This is a genomic window from Enterobacter cloacae complex sp. P18RS, from assembly GCF_014982105.1.
Classification (GTDB): Bacteria; Pseudomonadota; Gammaproteobacteria; order Enterobacterales; family Enterobacteriaceae; genus Enterobacter; species Enterobacter hormaechei_C.
Map to the genome: position 1 here is coordinate 23,309 of NZ_JADCKV010000019.1, position 15,897 is coordinate 39,205.

Sequence of the window (15,897 nt, forward strand, 5' to 3'; positions counted from 1 at the left end):
AGAACTGTGCGGCTTGATGCCCTCACTCCGGCCCTCTCCCACAGGGAGAGGGTGAACAGAGAAGGAAATAAACATGGTCACGCCATATATCTCGATGGCGGGGATCGGCAAATCCTTTGGTCCGGTTCACGCATTAAAATCGGTTGATTTAACTATATACCCTCATGAGATCCACGCGTTATTAGGGGAAAATGGTGCCGGTAAATCAACCTTAATGAAAGTATTGTCGGGAATTCATGAACCGACCAAAGGCTCCATTATTATTAATGAAAAGAATTACGACAAATTGGATCATAAACTGGCAGCAAGACTGGGCATCGGCATTATATATCAGGAACTCAGCGTTATTGATGAATTAACCGTGCTGGAAAATCTATATATAGGCCGTCACCTGACTAAAAAGGTTTGTGGCATCAGGATTATTGACTGGAAAGAGATGCGCATTCGCGGTGCGATGATGCTCTTACGCGTCGGATTAAAAGTCGATTTAGATGAAAAAGTAGCGAATTTATCCATCAGCCATAAACAGATGCTGGAAATCGCGAAAACCTTAATGCTCGATGCCAAAGTGATCATTATGGATGAACCCACATCTTCATTAACCAATAAAGAGGTGGATTATCTTTTCTTGATCATGAATCAGCTGCGTAAAGAAGGCACCGCCATTGTCTATATCTCGCATAAGCTCGCGGAAATCCGCCGCATCTGCGACCGCTACACGGTAATGAAAGACGGTTCCAGCGTATGCAGTGGCCTGGTGAGTGACGTTTCAAACGACGACATTGTGCGCCTGATGGTCGGCCGCGAACTGCAAAACCGCTTTAACGCCATGAAAGAGAGCACCGGCAACATCGAACGCGACACGGTGTTTGAGGTTAACAACGTCACCAGCCGGGACAAGAAAAAAGTGCGAGATATTTCGTTCAGCGTGAACCGCGGCGAAATACTGGGTTTTGCGGGTCTGGTCGGCTCGGGACGTACCGAACTGATGGACTGTCTCTTCGGCGTGGATAAACGCGCGAGCGGTGAAATTCGCCTCAACGGCAAAACCATCTCCCCGCGTTCGCCTCTGGATGCGTTGAAAAAAGGGATGGCTTACATCACCGAAAGCCGCCGCGAAAATGGCTTTTTCCCTAATTTCTCTATCGCCCAAAACATGGCCGTCAGCCAGAGCCTGAAAAACGGTGGCTATAAAGGGGCCATGGGGCTCTTTCGCGAGCATGAAGAACGCAAGACCGCCGAAGCACAGCGCCAGTTGCTGGCGTTGAAGTGCCATAGCGTAGAGCAAAACATCACCGAACTCTCCGGCGGCAATCAGCAAAAGGTGCTGATTTCTAAATGGCTGTGTTGCAACCCGGACGTCATCATTTTTGATGAACCCACGCGAGGCATCGACGTCGGCGCAAAGGCCGAAATCTACAAGGTGATGCGCCAGCTGGCTGACGAAGGCAAGGTCATCCTGATGGTGTCATCTGAATTACCTGAAATTATCGCCGTCTGCGACCGCATCGCCGTGTTCTGCGAAGGGCGGCTGACGCAAATCCTGACCAATCGCGACGACATGAGCGAAGAGGAGATCATGGCATGGGCATTACCACAAGAGTGAAAGGCGATATGGCGGAGAAAAAGCCATTTAACTTCGCGCTGTTCTGGGACAAGTACGGTACCTTTTTTATCCTCGCGATTATAGTCGCCATCTTTGGCACGCTGTCATCGGAGTACTTCCTCACCACCAACAACATCACGCAGATTTTTGTCCAGAGCTCTGTAACGGTGCTGATCGGGATGGGCGAATTCTTTGCCATCCTTGTCGCGGGTATTGATCTGTCCGTCGGAGCCATTCTGGCACTCTCCGGCATGGTGACTGCCAAACTGATGCTGGCTGGTGTCGACCCGTTTTTTGCAGCACTGATTGGCGGCGTACTGGTCGGCGGCGCGCTGGGGGCGATCAATGGCTGTCTGGTCAACTGGACCGGGCTACATCCGTTCATTATCACTCTCGGTACTAACGCCATTTTTCGCGGCATCACGCTGGTGATTTCCGATGCTAACTCCGTCTATGGCTTCTCGTTCGATTTTGTAAACTTCTTCGCTGCCAGCGTCCTCGGGATACCCGTACCGGTCATCTTCTCGCTGATCGTCGCGGTGATCCTCTGGTTCCTCACCACCCGTATGCGGCTGGGGCGCAATATCTACGCCCTGGGCGGTAACAAAAACTCGGCGTTCTACTCCGGCATCGACGTGAAGTTTCATATTCTGGTGGTGTTCATTATTTCTGGCGTATGCGCCGGGCTGGCGGGCGTGGTGTCGACCGCGCGTCTGGGCGCAGCGGAGCCGCTGGCCGGGATGGGATTTGAAACATACGCCATCGCCAGCGCCATCATCGGCGGAACCAGCTTCTTCGGCGGTAAAGGCCGCATCTTCTCGGTCGTGATTGGTGGTCTCATCATCGGCACCATCAATAACGGACTCAATATCTTACAGGTACAAACCTACTACCAGCTGGTGGTAATGGGCGGGTTGATTATCGCCGCTGTTGCCCTCGACAGATTGATCAGTAAGTAAGGAAATCACTATGAAAATTTCACCCTCCCTGATGTGTATGGATCTGCTGAAATTCAAAGAACAGATCGAATTTATTGACCAGCACGCGGACTACTTCCATATCGACATCATGGACGGCCACTTTGTGCCTAATCTGACGCTGTCTCCGTTCTTTGTCGGCCAGGTGAAGAAGCTCGCCACCAAACCACTGGACTGTCACCTGATGGTGACTCGCCCGCAGGACTACATAAGCCAGCTGGCGCAGGCCGGAGCAGACTTCATCACACTGCACCCGGAGACCATCAACGGTCAGGCTTTCCGCCTGATTGAAGAGATCCGTCGTCACGGTATGAAGGTGGGACTCATTCTCAACCCGGAAACCCCGGTTGAGGCGATGAAATACTATATTCATAAGGCGGACAAAATCACCGTGATGACCGTCGATCCAGGCTTTGCCGGGCAGCCGTTCATTCCGGAAATGCTGGAGAAAATTGCCGAGCTGAAAGCCTGGCGCGAACGCGAAGGGCTGAGCTATGAGATTGAGATCGATGGCTCATGCAATCAGGCCACCTATAAAAAACTGATGGCCGCCGGCGCAGATGTCTTTATCGTCGGAACGTCTGGTCTGTTCAACCATGCAGAGAATATCGGGGATGCATGGCAGCTTATGGCCGGGCAGATCCTGTCGGCACGAAACGAGGTTGTTCCTCATGCAAAAACAGCCTGATGTCGTCGCCGGAGTGGATATGGGGGCCACTCATATCCGTTTTTGCCTGCAAACGGCCGACGGTGCGGTGTTGCATTGTGAAAAACAGCGCACCGCGGAGGTTATCCGCTCTGGTGTGGTGTGCGGCGTGACGGAAATGATCGCGGCTCAGCTGCGTCATTTACAGGTTCACTGTCGCGGTCTGGTCATGGGCTTTCCGGCACTGGTCGGCAAAGACAAACGCACCATTATTTCGACGCCAAATCTGCCTTTGCAGGCGAATGAGCTCCGCGATCTGGCGGGAAAACTTGAAGATGCGCTAGGCTGCCCGGTCGAATTTTCCCGCGACGTTAACCTTCAGCTTTCGTTTGACGTGGCGCAACACAATCTCCACCAGCAAGAGGTTCTGGCGGCCTATCTTGGCACCGGCATGGGATTTGCCATCTGGCTAAACGGTGCTCCATGGACGGGCGCGCACGGCGTAGCGGGCGAGCTCGGGCATATTCCACAGGGGGATATGACGCGGCACTGTGGTTGTGGCAACCCGGGCTGTCTGGAAACAGTTTGTTCCGGTATCGCATTGAAACAGTGGTACGAGCAGCAGCCCCGCGAGTATGCGATGGGAGATATCTTTTCAGCCGTACCCGATGACCCCTTCGTACAGCAACTCCTGAATCATGCAGCCCGCGCCATTGCCACCAGTGTAAATCTGTTCGATCCGGATGCGGTGATCCTCGGTGGCGGCGTAATGGATATGCCTGGCTTTCCGCGCGAAGCGCTGATTGTCGGGATAAAGCAGCATTTGCGCCGCCCGCTGCCGCATGAGTCCGTGAAATTTATCCCTGCCTCGTCGTCGTCTTTTAACGGCGCTCAGGGGGCCGCTACCCTGGCTCGTTGCCGGTTCCTGCCATCACCTTGCGCAGCGCCTGCGCCAGCTGTGCGCGGGTGAACGGTTTTCGCAGTAACTGAACGTCCGGCAGCTGCGGGTTATGCGCCGGGCGCAAATCCTGCCCGCTGATCAGCAGCACCGGCAACTGCGGACAGTGGCTGCGTACATGGCCGATCACCTCCGCACCACTCAGGCCGCCCGGCAACATCAGGTCGCTGATAAACATGCCGATATCCGGCGATGCGTCCAGCATGTTCAGCGCCTGCTCGCCGTTTTCTGCTTCAAGGGTCAGGTAGCCAAGCTGGTGCAGTTGCTCGCACAGGGTCTGCCGCACGCCCGCCTCATCTTCCAGGACCAGCACAAGCAGCTCACTCTCTGCCGGGGCCGTGGTCGCCAGCGCGGCATCATCAGAGAACGCGGGCAGCGTCGAGCGCGGCAGCTGGAGCCGCACGGTGGTTCCCTGCCCCGGCGCGCTTTCGATCTCAACGCGTCCCCCGGACTGACGCACAAAGCCGTACACCATCGACAGCCCTAACCCGCTGCCGCTGCCGGTCTGTTTGGTGGTGAAGAACGGTTCAAAGACCTGCGATTTCACCTCCTGCGACATCCCGCAGCCGTGGTCAATCACCTCCAGCGCGACCATATCCTGCCTGCGCCCGTCGCTGCGGGTCACACGCTGGTTCCAGGTGCGGATTTTGATCACACCATTTTGCCCCTCCATTGCATCACGGGCGTTCATCACCAGGTTGATAATGGCGTTTTCCAGCTGGCTGACGTCAATCCATGCGGGCCAGGCCGGGGTTTGCGCTTCAATATCCAGCGTCAGCGTGGCGGGAAGCGAGTGCCGCATCAGCTCGCTCAGGTTCTCCAGCAGCGGCTTCATCTCTACCGCATGGGGTTGCAGGGATTGCTTGCGCGAGAAGGCCAGCAGACGCTGGGTGAGCATGGCCCCGCGTTCCGCGGCTTTGAGCGCACGAGTGATGCGCGGCGCGTCCGGTGACGCTGAATCGGTCAGCTCCAGACTGCCGATAATCACCGCCAGCAGGTTATTAAAATCATGCGCCAGCCCGCCCGTCAGTTGCCCAACCGCCTTCATTTTCTGGCTGTGCAGCAGCGCCTCCTCCAGCCCCTGACGTTCGATGCGGTCAACCTCCATCTGCGAGGTCTTCTCCTTCAGCAGCCGCGTGGTGTGCTCCAGCGAAGCGGTATTGCGGGCAAAAACGTTAAACGCGCGCGCCAGTTCCCCCAGCTCATCACGCCGCTGTAGCGCGGGCACCGACACATCCTGCTCGCCGTGAGCGAGGCGCGACATTGCCCTTGAGATAGCCGTCAGGTTGGAGCCCAGATTGCGGTAAATATACCAGCAGGCGCAGCCGGTGATGATCAGCGCCAGCACCGCGAAGACGCTGATAAACACGCTGATGGAGCGCAGCTCCTGGTGGCTTTGGGCGGTACGCAGCCGGGAGGCCTGCGCCACCTGTTCAACGTACTGATTAATGTCGCGGTTTAATATCGCCACCAGCGCCTTGATGTGGAACATGTACCAGCTGATGGACAGATCGCTCTCTTCCAGCTGCTTCGACAGTGGCGCGAGCTTGCGCAGCTCATCATTAAAATCCGGGAGCACCAGGTTGACCACCGGTTGCAGGGCGCTCGCGGGTAACATCGCGGTTACTGCATCCAGCTGCTGCACCGTGGCGCGCGGTGAAGGGGTATCAATGGCGGCAACGATCAGCCTGTCCATCTCTGCAAGCTGCCGGGCGTCTGGCACATTGCTCGCGTAACGGCGGTTGATATCCTGCAAATGACGCAGGTAGCTTTGGCTTTGATACAGCGCGCTGAGCAGCGCGTTACGCTCCAGATGCCGTTTTTGCCCGCGCTCCAGCATTCCCGTCACGCTCTGCTGTAACTCATTGCTCCTGCGGATAATACGCGCCACCAGCGCCGGCTCCTGCTGCGCCAGCGGCGCATCGGCAAGCTGCTCCAGCGAGTGGCGCAGCGCCATCTGCGTCTGTTTCAGCCGTTCAGCTTCGCCTTTGTACTCCAGCGCACCGACTACCTGCGACAGCCGCACCGCCGCCGTCGCCACATTCGCGGTATCACGCGCGAGGTTCATGCTGCCAGTCATATCATCCAGCGTTTGCTGCTGCACCTGCTCCTGGATCTGGCTGGCATGACGAAAGCCGAGCACCGCCACGCCGCTGACCATCAGCGTTACCGCCACCACCAGCAGGTTAAATATCAGCAGGCGACCGCGGGCGCTGGTGAAGAACGGGGGGCGTGAAGACATGGGGTTTGGGCTCCTCTGCGGTTTGGTGCCCTCACCCTGGCCCTCTCCCACAGGGAGAGGGAAAAGGAAAATGTGATGGCGATTCGCTATTCATAACTATGACAAATATGAACAGCTTCTGACATTTTGCATTTACGCACCTGTGATGAAGTGCAGATATCGACATTCACAGGAGATCCGCCATGAGCAGAACCCCGGTTTTAGAGATGCGCAATATTGCCAAGACGTTTGGCAATTTCCACGCGCTCAAGGGTGTGGATTTGACGGTTTTCCCCGGAGAGATCCACGCGCTGATGGGGGAAAACGGCGCCGGAAAAAGCACGCTGATGAAGATCCTCGCAGGCGCTTATACCGCCAGCAGCGGCGACATCCTCATCGACGGTACGCCGTTTCACATCAAAGGTCCGAAGGATGCGCTGGCCGCAGGCATTACCCTGATTTATCAGGAGATGCAGCTTGCTCCTAACCTGACCGTGGCGGAAAACATTTTTCTCGGCAGCGAGCTGTCGCGCGGCGGGCTGGTCCAGCGCAAAGAGATGGCAGCCCAGGCTCAGGCGGTCATTGACCGTCTGGGCGCGCAGTTCAGCGCCACCGACCTGGTCATGAAGCTGACCATCGCCGAGCAACAGCAGGTGGAGATCGCCCGCGCGCTGCACCGCAACAGCCGTATTCTGGTGATGGATGAACCCACCGCCGCCCTCTCCTCGCGCGAAACCCACCGTCTGTTCGAACTGATTTTGCGCCTGCGCGATGAAGGGATGGCGATTATCTACATCAGCCACCGCATGGCGGAAGTGTATGAGCTTTCCGATCGCGTCAGCGTCCTGCGCGACGGGCAGTACGTCGGCAGCCTGACGCGCGACAAGCTGAATGCCTCTGAGTTGGTGCGCATGATGGTGGGCCGTCCGCTCAGCGATCTGTTTAACAAAGAGCGCGATATTCCGCTCGGCAGCCCGCGTCTGAACGTGCACCACCTGACAGATGGCAAAAAAGTGCTGCCGTGCAGTTTGCAGGTTCGCTCCGGTGAAATCGTCGGGCTGGCGGGGCTGGTCGGGGCCGGTCGCTCCGAGCTGGCGCAGCTGATCTTCGGCGTGCGCAAAGCCACCGGCGGCATGATCGAGGTCGACGGCGAACCGGTGGTGATCCACTCCCCGCGCGCGGCCATTGAAAACGGCATCGGTTTTCTTACCGAGAACCGCAAGGAGCAGGGGCTATTTCTGGAGCTGGCGGCGCAGGAGAACATCACCATGGCGACGCTGGAGCGCGACGCCACCTTCGGCTGGCTGAACCGCAAAAAAGCGCAGTCTATTTCCGATGACGCCATCGCCCTGCTCAATATCCGCGTGCCGCATTCTCAGGTGCGCGCGGGCGGGCTCTCCGGCGGCAACCAGCAAAAGCTGCTGATCTCCCGCTGGGTGGCGATTGGCCCGCGCATTCTGATTCTGGACGAACCTACGCGCGGCGTGGACGTCGGCGCGAAAAGCGAGATCTACCGCATCATGAACCAGATGGCGCGCAAAGGGGTGGCGATTCTGATGATCTCCAGCGAGCTGCCGGAAGTGGTGGGCATGAGCGACCGGGTGTACGTGATGCGGGAAGGCAGCATCGCGGGTGAACTCCACGGACGCGACATCTCTCAGGAAAACATTATGACGCTGGCAACCGGCGTGAACGACACACATCATCAGGCGGTGTAATTATGACAACTCCAACCCATCCGCAGCAGGTGGCGAAATCCGCCTCCGCCAAAAAAATGCTGATGAGCGATCTGATGCAAACGATCGGCATTTTGCCAATTTTAATCCTGATTGTGGCGGTATTTGGCTTTATCGCCCCGAACTTTTTCACCGAGAGCAACCTGCTGAATATTACCCGGCAGGCGTCGATCAACATCGTGCTGGCGGCGGGGATGACCTTCATCATCCTGACCGGCGGGATTGACCTCTCTGTGGGCTCGATTCTGGGCACTACGGCGGTAGCGGCGATGGTGGTCTCGCTTATCCCGGAATTTGCGATGCTCTCCATTCCGGCGGCGCTGATGCTCGGTATGGTGCTGGGGCTGTTCAACGGCGCGCTGGTGGCCTTTGCCGGGCTGCCGCCGTTTATCGTCACCCTCGGCACCTATACGGCACTGCGCGGCGCGGCGTATCTGCTGGCGGACGGCACGACGGTCATTAACTCCAACATTAACTTCGAGTGGATCGGCAACAACTACCTCGGCCCGATTCCGTGGCTGGTGGTGATCGCCCTGGCGGTGATTGTGGTGTGCTGGTTTATTCTGCGTCGCACAACCCTCGGCGTTCACATCTATGCGGTCGGCGGCAATATGCAGGCGGCACGCTTAACCGGCATCAAGGTCTGGCTGGTGCTGCTGTTTGTCTACGGCATGAGCGGCCTGCTCTCGGGATTAGGCGGCGTGATGAGCGCCTCGCGCCTCTACAGCGCCAACGGCAACCTCGGCACGGGGTACGAGCTGGATGCGATTGCGGCGGTGATCCTCGGCGGAACCAGCTTCGTCGGCGGGATCGGCACGATCACCGGCACGCTGGTCGGTGCATTGATCATCGCCACCCTCAATAACGGCATGACGCTGATGGGCGTCTCCTACTTCTGGCAGCTGGTGATCAAAGGGGCGGTGATCATCATAGCGGTGCTGATCGACAAATACCGTACCCGACACCATCAAAGTGCATAACAACAATACCCTACGTGAGGAATACAGCATGAGATTGAAGCCCTTAGTGACCGCGCTCTGTGCTGGCGCGCTGCTGGCCGCAACCCCGTTTGCGCAGGCAAAAGATCTGAAGTCCATCGGCGTGACGGTGGGCGACCTGGCTAACCCGTTCTTCGTGCAGATCACCAAAGGTGCCGAGCTGGAAGCGCGCAAACTGGCGGGAGATAACGTCAAGGTGACGCTGGTCTCCAGCGGGTACGATCTGGGCCAGCAGGTGTCACAGATCGATAACTTCATTGCGGCGAAAGTGGACATGATCATCCTCAACGCCGCGGATTCCAAAGGGATCGGCCCGGCGGTGAAGCGTGCGAAAGAGGCGGGGATCGTGGTCGTGGCGGTTGACGTGGCGGCGGAAGGGGCTGATGCGACCATCACCTCCGATAACACCCAGGCGGGGGAGATGGCCTGTAAGTACATAACCGACCGCCTGAAAGGTAAAGGCAACGTGGTGATCATCAACGGGCCGCCGGTTTCTGCGGTACAAAACCGCGTGGAGGGCTGCCAGACCGAGTTCAGGCGCCACCCGGATATCAAAGTGCTCTCGGATAATCAGAACGCCAAAGGCAGCCGCGAAGGCGGACTGGAGGTCATGACCTCCCTGCTGGCGGCCAATCCGAAGATCGACGGCGTATTCGCAATTAACGATCCGACGGCGATCGGCGCCGATCTGGCGGCGAAACAGGCGCAGCGCAACGAGTTCTTTATCGTCGGCGTGGATGGTTCCCCGGACGGTGAGGAAGCGCTGAAGCGCGAAAACTCCCTGTTTGTGGCGACGCCGGCGCAGGATCCGCAGGTGATGGCGGCGAAGGCGGTGGAGATCGGCTATGACATTCTTCAGGGCAAACCTGCGCCGAAAGAGCCGGTGCTGATCCCGGTGACGATGATCGATAAAAAGAACGTCGGCACGTATAAGGGGTGGACGGTTAAGTAACCCCGGTGCGGCCTGATGCCCTCACCCTAACCCTCTCCCCCTCTCCCTTGAGGGAGAGGGGGAGAGGGTTAGGGTGAGGGGGTGGCATAAAACGCAAGGAGTCCCCATGAAACGCTCCGACATCAATGAAATCCTCGGCCACACGCGGCAGTTCTTCTCCATGCACGACGTGCATCTCCCGCCGTTTGCCAGCTTTCCGCCAACAAAATGGCAGCAGCTTGACCAGGCCGCCTGGCAGGAGGTGTTCGACCTCAGGCTCGGCTGGGACGTGACGGCGTTTGGCGGCAACCACTTTGCCGCACAGGGGCTGACGCTGTTTACCCTGCGCAACGGCTCCCCCAACGGCGTGCCTTATGAAAAGTGCTATGCCGAAAAAATCATGCACGTGCGCGACGGCCAGGTGACGCCGATGCATTTCCACTGGCGCAAGCGGGAGGACATCATCAACCGCGGCGGCGGGAATCTGATTATTGAGTTATGGAATGCGGGGGCGCATGAGGAGACCGAAAACACCGACGTGATCGTCACGATAGACGGCTGTCGGCAGACGCACGCGCCCGGCAGCCAGCTGCGCCTCACGCCAGGGGAGAGCATCTGCCTGACGCCCGGCCTGTACCACAGTTTCTGGGGTGAACGCGGCTTTGGCGACGTGCTGGTGGGCGAAGTGTCGTCAGTCAATGACGATGAACACGACAACCACTTTTTACAGCCCATCGATCGCTACAACACCATCGAAGAAGACGAACCGGCGGTGCTGGTGCTGTGCAACGAGTACAACCTGTTTCGGATATAAGGAGTGAATGATGCCATTGATTTCTCTTGCCGACGGTCTGGCACACGCCAGAGAACACCGCTACGCCCTGGGCGCGTTCAACGTTCTCGACTCCCATTTTCTGCGCGCGCTGTTTGCCGCCGCGAAGCAGGAACGCTCGCCGTTTATTATCAACATCGCCGAAGTGCATTTTAAGTACGTGTCTCTGGAGTCGCTGGTGGAAGCGGTGAAGTTCGAAGCCGCCCGTCGCGATATTCCCGTGGTGCTTAACCTCGACCATGGCCTGCATTTTGAGGCCGTCGTGCGCGCCCTGCGCTTAGGGTTCAGCTCGGTGATGTTCGACGGCTCGACGCTGAGCTATGAGGATAATATCCGCCAGACCCGGGAAGTGGTGAAGATGTGCCACGCGGTGGGCGTCTCGGTGGAGGCGGAGCTGGGCGCAGTCGGCGGAGATGAAGGCGGCGCGCTGTATGGGCATGCGGATGAAGCGTTCTTTACCGACCCACAGCTGGCGCGCGAGTTTGTCGATTTAACCGGTATCGACGCGCTGGCGGTCGCCATTGGCAACGCGCACGGCAAATACAAGGGCGAGCCGAAGCTTGATTTCCCGCGTCTGGACGCCATTCGCCAGCAGACGGGCCTGCCGCTGGTTTTACACGGCGGCTCCGGGATTAGCGATGCCGACTTCCGCCGCGCTATCGAGCTGGGCATTCATAAAATCAATTTTTATACCGGCATGTCGCAGGCCGCGCTCGCCGCCGTTGAGCAGCGCATGGCGAACCGCCAGCCGCTGTACGATGAGTTTGCCGAACTGCTGCTGGGCATTGAAGAGGCCATTACCGATACGGTCGCGGAGCAGATGCGCATCTTCGGCAGCGCGGGGCAGGCATAATGGAACGCAAAGGGATTATCGCCGCAGGCAACATGCTGGTGGATCACGTCCACCAGATCGTACAGTGGCCGGAGCGCGGCTGGCTGGCGGAAATCACCCACAGCGAACGCTCAACCGGCGGTGCGCCGCTCAACGTTCTGCTGACGCTGGCGAAAATGCACGTCGGCCTGCCGTTACAGGCGGTGGGGCTGATTGGGGAAGACAGCGACGGAGACTATATTCTGGCGATGCTCGACCAGTATCACGTCAATCGCCAGCGCGTGCAGCGTACAACGTTCGCCCCAACGTCGATGTCGCAGGTGATGACCGACCCCAGCGGACAGCGCACCTTTTTCCACTCGCCGGGCGCCAACCGCCTGCTGGATCTTCCCGCCTTCGATCGTTTAGACGGATCGCTGAAGATCTTCCATCTCGGCTATCTGCTGCTGCTCGACAGCCTGGACATGCCGGACGAGGAGTTTGGCACCCGCAGCGCGCGGTTACTGGCACAGATGCGCGATCAGGGGTATGAAACCTCGCTCGATCTGGTCTCCCGCAAGGGCGATCCGCGCTATCAGCCGCTGGTGCTCCCTGCCCTGCGTCATCTTGATTATCTGGTGATTAACGAGCTGGAAGCCGGTGAGTTTAGCGGGCTTGAGATCCGCGACGGTCATGGTGCGCTGAACATGGTCCATATCGCCGACGCTGCCGCACAGTTGCTGGCGGCAGGCGTGCGGCAGCGGGTAGTGATCCACTGTCCGGAAGGGGCATGGGGTGAAGCGCCGGGTGAAAAAGGGCAATGGGTTCCGTCGTGGAAGCTGACGCAGGACGAGATTATCGGCAGCGTCGGTGCGGGCGACGCGTTTTGCGCAGGCTTTTTATACGGTTGCCATGAATCGCTGTCGCTTACCGAGAGTATTTATCTGGCGCACGCCTGCGCGCGGGCCAGCCTGCTGGCGGCCAATGCGATTGACGGCGCGAAAACGCTGGCCGAGCTTCAGGCGTTTATTCAGGTGAACGGTCAGGCGGCTTTCTCATGATGGGAAACGTCCGTGGCAAAAACATAGCCCAGACCGCGAATGGTTTTGATCAGCAAAGGCTGATGCGGATTGACCTCAATTTTTCGCCGTAGCCGCATGATCAACACGTCGATAGTGCGGTCAAAAACCTCGGCGCTTTCGCTGTGGGTCAGCTCCAGCAGCTGTTCACGGCTCAGTACCCGGCGGGCGTTTTGCGTTAATGCCAGCAGCAGGCCGTATTCGCCCTGGGTTAATGGCACGGTATTACGCTGCGGATCGCTCAGCTCGCAGCGGGTGGTGTCCAGCGTCCAGCCGTTAAAGGTAATACCTTCAACGCGCGGCGCGGCAGGCTCCGCGTCCAGCGCGCCGGTTCGACGCAGCACCGCCTTAACGCGGGCGACCACCACGCGCGGATTGAACGGTTTTCCGATGTAATCATCGGCGCCCATTTCCAGCCCGACGACCACATCTGATTCACTTCCCAGCCCCGTCAGCATCACCACCGGTAGCGATGGTCGCTGCTTTTGCAGTTGCAGCAAAACCTGTAATCCGTTGATATCCGGCAGCATCATGTCCAGCAGAACCAGCGCAATGCCAGGGTCCTGCTGGACACGGTTCACCGCGTCCTGACCGGTGTGACACGTCAGCACGGTAAAGACGTGCTCGCTGAGCACATCCTGTAGCAGTTCGCAGACTGCGACATCATCATCAACCACCAGAATCGCCGGTTTCATCGCATGCTTCCGTCAGGGGATTATGTTAAGTCTGAACCATTCTGCCGCTGGCTCCAGCCGAATTGTTTTTTACGTGACGGAAATTCAATCCATGTCACATCCCCTGCCCTTTCGACACGTCAATTTTGACGATTGGCTGTTTTTCGTCAGGGTTTTGCCCCGCAAAGGGTCGTAAAGTCAGGAAATACCCATAGTAAAAACATGGCATAGAAGCTGCATATTGGGCAGGTAAGAACTGTTTAACTGGAGCAAAGTGATGAAAAAAGTCGTCACGGTTTGCCCTTATTGTGCCTCAGGTTGCAAGATCCACCTGGTGGTCGATAACGGCAAAATCGTCCGGGCGGAAGCGGCGCAGGGTAAAACCAATCAGGGCACGCTGTGCCTGAAAGGGTACTACGGCTGGGATTTTATTAACGATACCCAAATCCTCACGCCGCGCCTGAAAACCCCTATGATCCGCCGCGAGCGCGGCGGCAAGCTGGAAGCCGTCTCCTGGAATGAAGCGCTGGATTACGTCGCCACGCGCCTCAGCGCCATCAAGGCCAAGTATGGCCCGGATGCGATTCAGACCACCGGCTCCTCACGCGGAACCGGGAATGAAACCAACTATGTGATGCAAAAATTCGCGCGCGCCGTTATTGGTACCAATAACGTCGACTGCTGCGCTCGCGTCTGACACGGCCCATCGGTTGCAGGTCTGCACCAGTCGGTCGGTAACGGCGCAATGAGTAATGCCATCAATGAGATAGATAACACCGATCTGGTGTTCATCTTCGGCTATAACCCGGCGGATTCTCACCCTATCGTCGCGAATCACGTTATTCGCGCCAAACAGAACGGGGCGAAAATCATCGTCTGCGATCCGCGTAAAATTGAAACCGCGCGCATTGCGGATATGCACATCGCACTGAAAAACGGCTCGAACATCGCGCTGTTGAATGCGATGGGGCATGTCATTATTGAGGAGAACCTCTACGACCAGGCGTTTGTCGCGAGCCGTACGGAAGGGTTTGAAGAGTATCGCAAGATTGTCGAAGGCTATACGCCGGAGTCAGTAGAGGCGATAACCGGCGTCAGCGCGCAGGAGATCCGCCAGGCGGCGCGGATGTACGCCGGAGCGAAAACCGCCGCCATTCTGTGGGGCATGGGCGTGACCCAGTTCTACCAGGGCGTGGAAACCGTGCGCTCGCTCACCAGCCTCGCCATGCTGACCGGCAATCTGGGTAAAGCGCATGTGGGCGTGAACCCGGTGCGTGGTCAGAATAACGTGCAGGGTGCGTGTGATATGGGCGCGCTGCCGGACACCTATCCGGGCTACCAGTACGTCAAATTCCCGGAAAACCGCGAGAAGTTTGCGAAGGCCTGGGGCGTGGAAAGTCTGCCGGCACACACCGGATACCGCATCAGCGAGCTGCCGCACCGCGCGGCTCACGGTGAAGTACGTGCGGCCTACATCATGGGTGAAGATCCGCTCCAGACCGACGCCGAACTGTCTGCGGTGCGCAAAGGCTTTGAGGATCTGGAGCTGGTGATTGTTCAGGATATCTTTATGACCAAAACCGCGGCGGCGGCGGATGTGATTCTGCCGTCGACCTCCTGGGGCGAGCATGAAGGTGTCTATACGGCGGCAGACCGCGGCTTCCAGCGCTTCTTCAAGGCCGTCGAGCCGAAGTGGGATCTGAAAACAGACTGGCAAATCATCAGCGAAATCGCCACCCGCATGGGCTACCCGATGCACTACAACAACACCCAGGAGATCTGGGACGAGTTGCGGCATCTGTGCCCGGACTTTTATGGGGCAACCTATGAAAAAATGGGTGAGCTGGGCTACATCCAGTGGCCGTGCCGGGATGAATCAGAATCCGATCAGGGGACGTCATACCTCTTTAAAGAGAAGTTCGACACCCCGAACGGGCTGGCGCAGTTCTTCACCTGCGACTGGGTCGCGCCGATCGATAAGCTCACCGACGAGTATCCGATGGTGCTCTCCACCGTGCGTGAAGTGGGCCACTACTCCTGCCGTTCCATGACCGGTAACTGCGCCGCGCTGGCGGCGCTGGCGGATGAACCGGGCTACGCGCAGATCAACACCGCCGATGCCGAACGTCTCGGTATTGAAGATGAAGCGCTGGTGTGGGTGAACTCGCGTAAAGGCCGCATCATTACCCGCGCGCAGGTCAGCGACCGTCCAAACAAAGGGGCAGTCTATATGACCTACCAGTGGTGGATTGGCGCCTGTAACGAGCTGGTGACGGAGAACTTAAGCCCGATAACCAAAACGCCGGAGTATAAATACTGCGCCGTAAACGTGGAGCCAATAGCGGATCAACACGCTGCGGAACAGTATGTGATCGACGAATATAACAAGCTGAAAGCCCGCCTGCGCGAAAGCGCAATGGGATGAAGC

Annotated in this window: 13 protein-coding genes; 11 read left to right on the plus strand and 2 right to left on the minus strand. The window is 58.0% G+C overall.

The window, feature by feature from the left end; translation table 11 throughout:
* The first annotated feature begins 73 nt into the window (after window positions 1–73).
* The 4 genes from alsA to alsK are packed head-to-tail and all read left to right on the plus strand — an operon-like array spanning window position 74 to window position 4,199.
* A complete protein-coding gene (gene alsA, locus INF61_RS15670) occupies window positions 74–1,606 on the plus strand; it encodes a D-allose ABC transporter ATP-binding protein AlsA (protein ID WP_017382645.1) in 1,533 nt (510 codons plus the stop codon).
* Window positions 1,585–2,565, plus strand: a complete 981-nt coding sequence (gene alsC / locus INF61_RS15675; RefSeq protein WP_017382644.1) for a D-allose ABC transporter permease — start codon at window positions 1,585–1,587, stop codon at window positions 2,563–2,565. The genes alsA and alsC overlap by 22 nt, the downstream gene beginning before the upstream one ends.
* A gap of 10 nt (window positions 2,566–2,575) precedes the next feature.
* Complete coding sequence (gene alsE, locus INF61_RS15680) at window positions 2,576–3,271, plus strand: D-allulose 6-phosphate 3-epimerase (protein ID WP_015570210.1); 696 nt, start codon at window positions 2,576–2,578, stop codon at window positions 3,269–3,271.
* Window positions 3,255–4,199: an allose kinase gene (gene alsK / locus INF61_RS15685; RefSeq protein ID WP_048973993.1), complete on the plus strand. Its 945-nt coding sequence runs from the start codon at window positions 3,255–3,257 to the stop codon at window positions 4,197–4,199. Before alsE ends, alsK begins: the two co-directional genes overlap by 17 nt.
* On the opposite strand, the gene INF61_RS15690 is transcribed toward alsK, so the two are convergent.
* Window positions 4,132–6,429, minus strand: coding sequence for a hybrid sensor histidine kinase/response regulator (locus INF61_RS15690; RefSeq protein ID WP_047056452.1), 2,298 nt, complete (start codon window positions 6,427–6,429; stop codon window positions 4,132–4,134). The two genes, alsK and INF61_RS15690, sit on opposite strands and share 68 nt — an antisense overlap.
* 182 nt (window positions 6,430–6,611) lie before the next feature.
* Here INF61_RS15690 and INF61_RS15695 point away from each other — a divergent pair, with 182 nt between their 5' ends.
* The 6 genes from INF61_RS15695 to INF61_RS15720 all read left to right on the plus strand — a co-directional run bounded on the left by INF61_RS15695 (window position 6,612) and on the right by INF61_RS15720 (window position 12,777).
* Window positions 6,612–8,126: a sugar ABC transporter ATP-binding protein gene (locus INF61_RS15695; protein WP_023295773.1), complete on the plus strand. Its 1,515-nt coding sequence runs from the start codon at window positions 6,612–6,614 to the stop codon at window positions 8,124–8,126.
* 2 nt (window positions 8,127–8,128) lie between these two features.
* The gene (locus INF61_RS15700) at window positions 8,129–9,124 is read left to right on the plus strand and encodes a ribose ABC transporter permease (RefSeq protein WP_003860239.1); all 996 of its coding nucleotides are present in this window, start codon (window positions 8,129–8,131) and stop codon (window positions 9,122–9,124) included.
* 28 nt (window positions 9,125–9,152) lie between these two features.
* The gene (locus tag INF61_RS15705) at window positions 9,153–10,094 is read left to right on the plus strand and encodes an ABC transporter substrate-binding protein (RefSeq protein WP_003860240.1); all 942 of its coding nucleotides are present in this window, start codon (window positions 9,153–9,155) and stop codon (window positions 10,092–10,094) included.
* A gap of 106 nt (window positions 10,095–10,200) precedes the next feature.
* Window positions 10,201–10,887, plus strand: coding sequence for a D-lyxose/D-mannose family sugar isomerase (locus INF61_RS15710; protein WP_017382640.1), 687 nt, complete (start codon window positions 10,201–10,203; stop codon window positions 10,885–10,887).
* A 10-nt stretch (window positions 10,888–10,897) separates the two neighbouring features.
* The gene (locus INF61_RS15715; RefSeq protein WP_193547900.1) at window positions 10,898–11,758 is read left to right on the plus strand and encodes a ketose 1,6-bisphosphate aldolase; all 861 of its coding nucleotides are present in this window, start codon (window positions 10,898–10,900) and stop codon (window positions 11,756–11,758) included.
* Complete coding sequence (locus INF61_RS15720; protein WP_193547901.1) at window positions 11,758–12,777, plus strand: carbohydrate kinase family protein; 1,020 nt, start codon at window positions 11,758–11,760, stop codon at window positions 12,775–12,777. The genes INF61_RS15715 and INF61_RS15720 overlap by 1 nt, the downstream gene beginning before the upstream one ends.
* On the opposite strand, the gene INF61_RS15725 is transcribed toward INF61_RS15720, so the two are convergent.
* On the minus strand, window positions 12,759–13,490 hold the full coding sequence (locus INF61_RS15725; RefSeq protein ID WP_015570202.1) for a response regulator: 732 nt from the start codon (window positions 13,488–13,490) through the stop codon (window positions 12,759–12,761). The genes INF61_RS15720 and INF61_RS15725 overlap by 19 nt on opposite strands.
* Before the next feature lie 256 nt (window positions 13,491–13,746).
* Here INF61_RS15725 and fdhF point away from each other — a divergent pair, with 256 nt between their 5' ends.
* The gene (gene fdhF, locus INF61_RS15730; RefSeq protein WP_080024796.1) at window positions 13,747–15,894 is read left to right on the plus strand and encodes a formate dehydrogenase subunit alpha; all 2,148 of its coding nucleotides are present in this window, start codon (window positions 13,747–13,749) and stop codon (window positions 15,892–15,894) included.
* Window positions 15,895–15,897: the final 3 nt, after the last annotated feature.

Excerpts from the sequence above, each read along its gene's own strand:
- INF61_RS15725 (WP_015570202.1), bottom strand. The coding sequence starts at position 13,490 with ATGAAACCGGCGATTCTGGTGGTTGATGATGATGTCGCAGTCTGCGAA.
- INF61_RS15695 (WP_023295773.1), top strand. The coding sequence starts at position 6,612 with ATGAGCAGAACCCCGGTTTTAGAGATGCGCAATATTGCCAAGACGTTT.
- INF61_RS15705 (WP_003860240.1), top strand. The coding sequence starts at position 9,153 with ATGAGATTGAAGCCCTTAGTGACCGCGCTCTGTGCTGGCGCGCTGCTG.
- INF61_RS15710 (WP_017382640.1), top strand. The coding sequence starts at position 10,201 with ATGAAACGCTCCGACATCAATGAAATCCTCGGCCACACGCGGCAGTTC.
- alsA (WP_017382645.1), top strand. The coding sequence starts at position 74 with ATGGTCACGCCATATATCTCGATGGCGGGGATCGGCAAATCCTTTGGT.
- alsK (WP_048973993.1), top strand. The coding sequence starts at position 3,255 with ATGCAAAAACAGCCTGATGTCGTCGCCGGAGTGGATATGGGGGCCACT.
- INF61_RS15715 (WP_193547900.1), top strand. The coding sequence starts at position 10,898 with ATGCCATTGATTTCTCTTGCCGACGGTCTGGCACACGCCAGAGAACAC.
- INF61_RS15700 (WP_003860239.1), top strand. The coding sequence starts at position 8,129 with ATGACAACTCCAACCCATCCGCAGCAGGTGGCGAAATCCGCCTCCGCC.
- INF61_RS15690 (WP_047056452.1), bottom strand. The coding sequence starts at position 6,429 with ATGTCTTCACGCCCCCCGTTCTTCACCAGCGCCCGCGGTCGCCTGCTG.
- alsC (WP_017382644.1), top strand. The coding sequence starts at position 1,585 with ATGGGCATTACCACAAGAGTGAAAGGCGATATGGCGGAGAAAAAGCCA.
- INF61_RS15720 (WP_193547901.1), top strand. The coding sequence starts at position 11,758 with ATGGAACGCAAAGGGATTATCGCCGCAGGCAACATGCTGGTGGATCAC.
- alsE (WP_015570210.1), top strand. The coding sequence starts at position 2,576 with ATGAAAATTTCACCCTCCCTGATGTGTATGGATCTGCTGAAATTCAAA.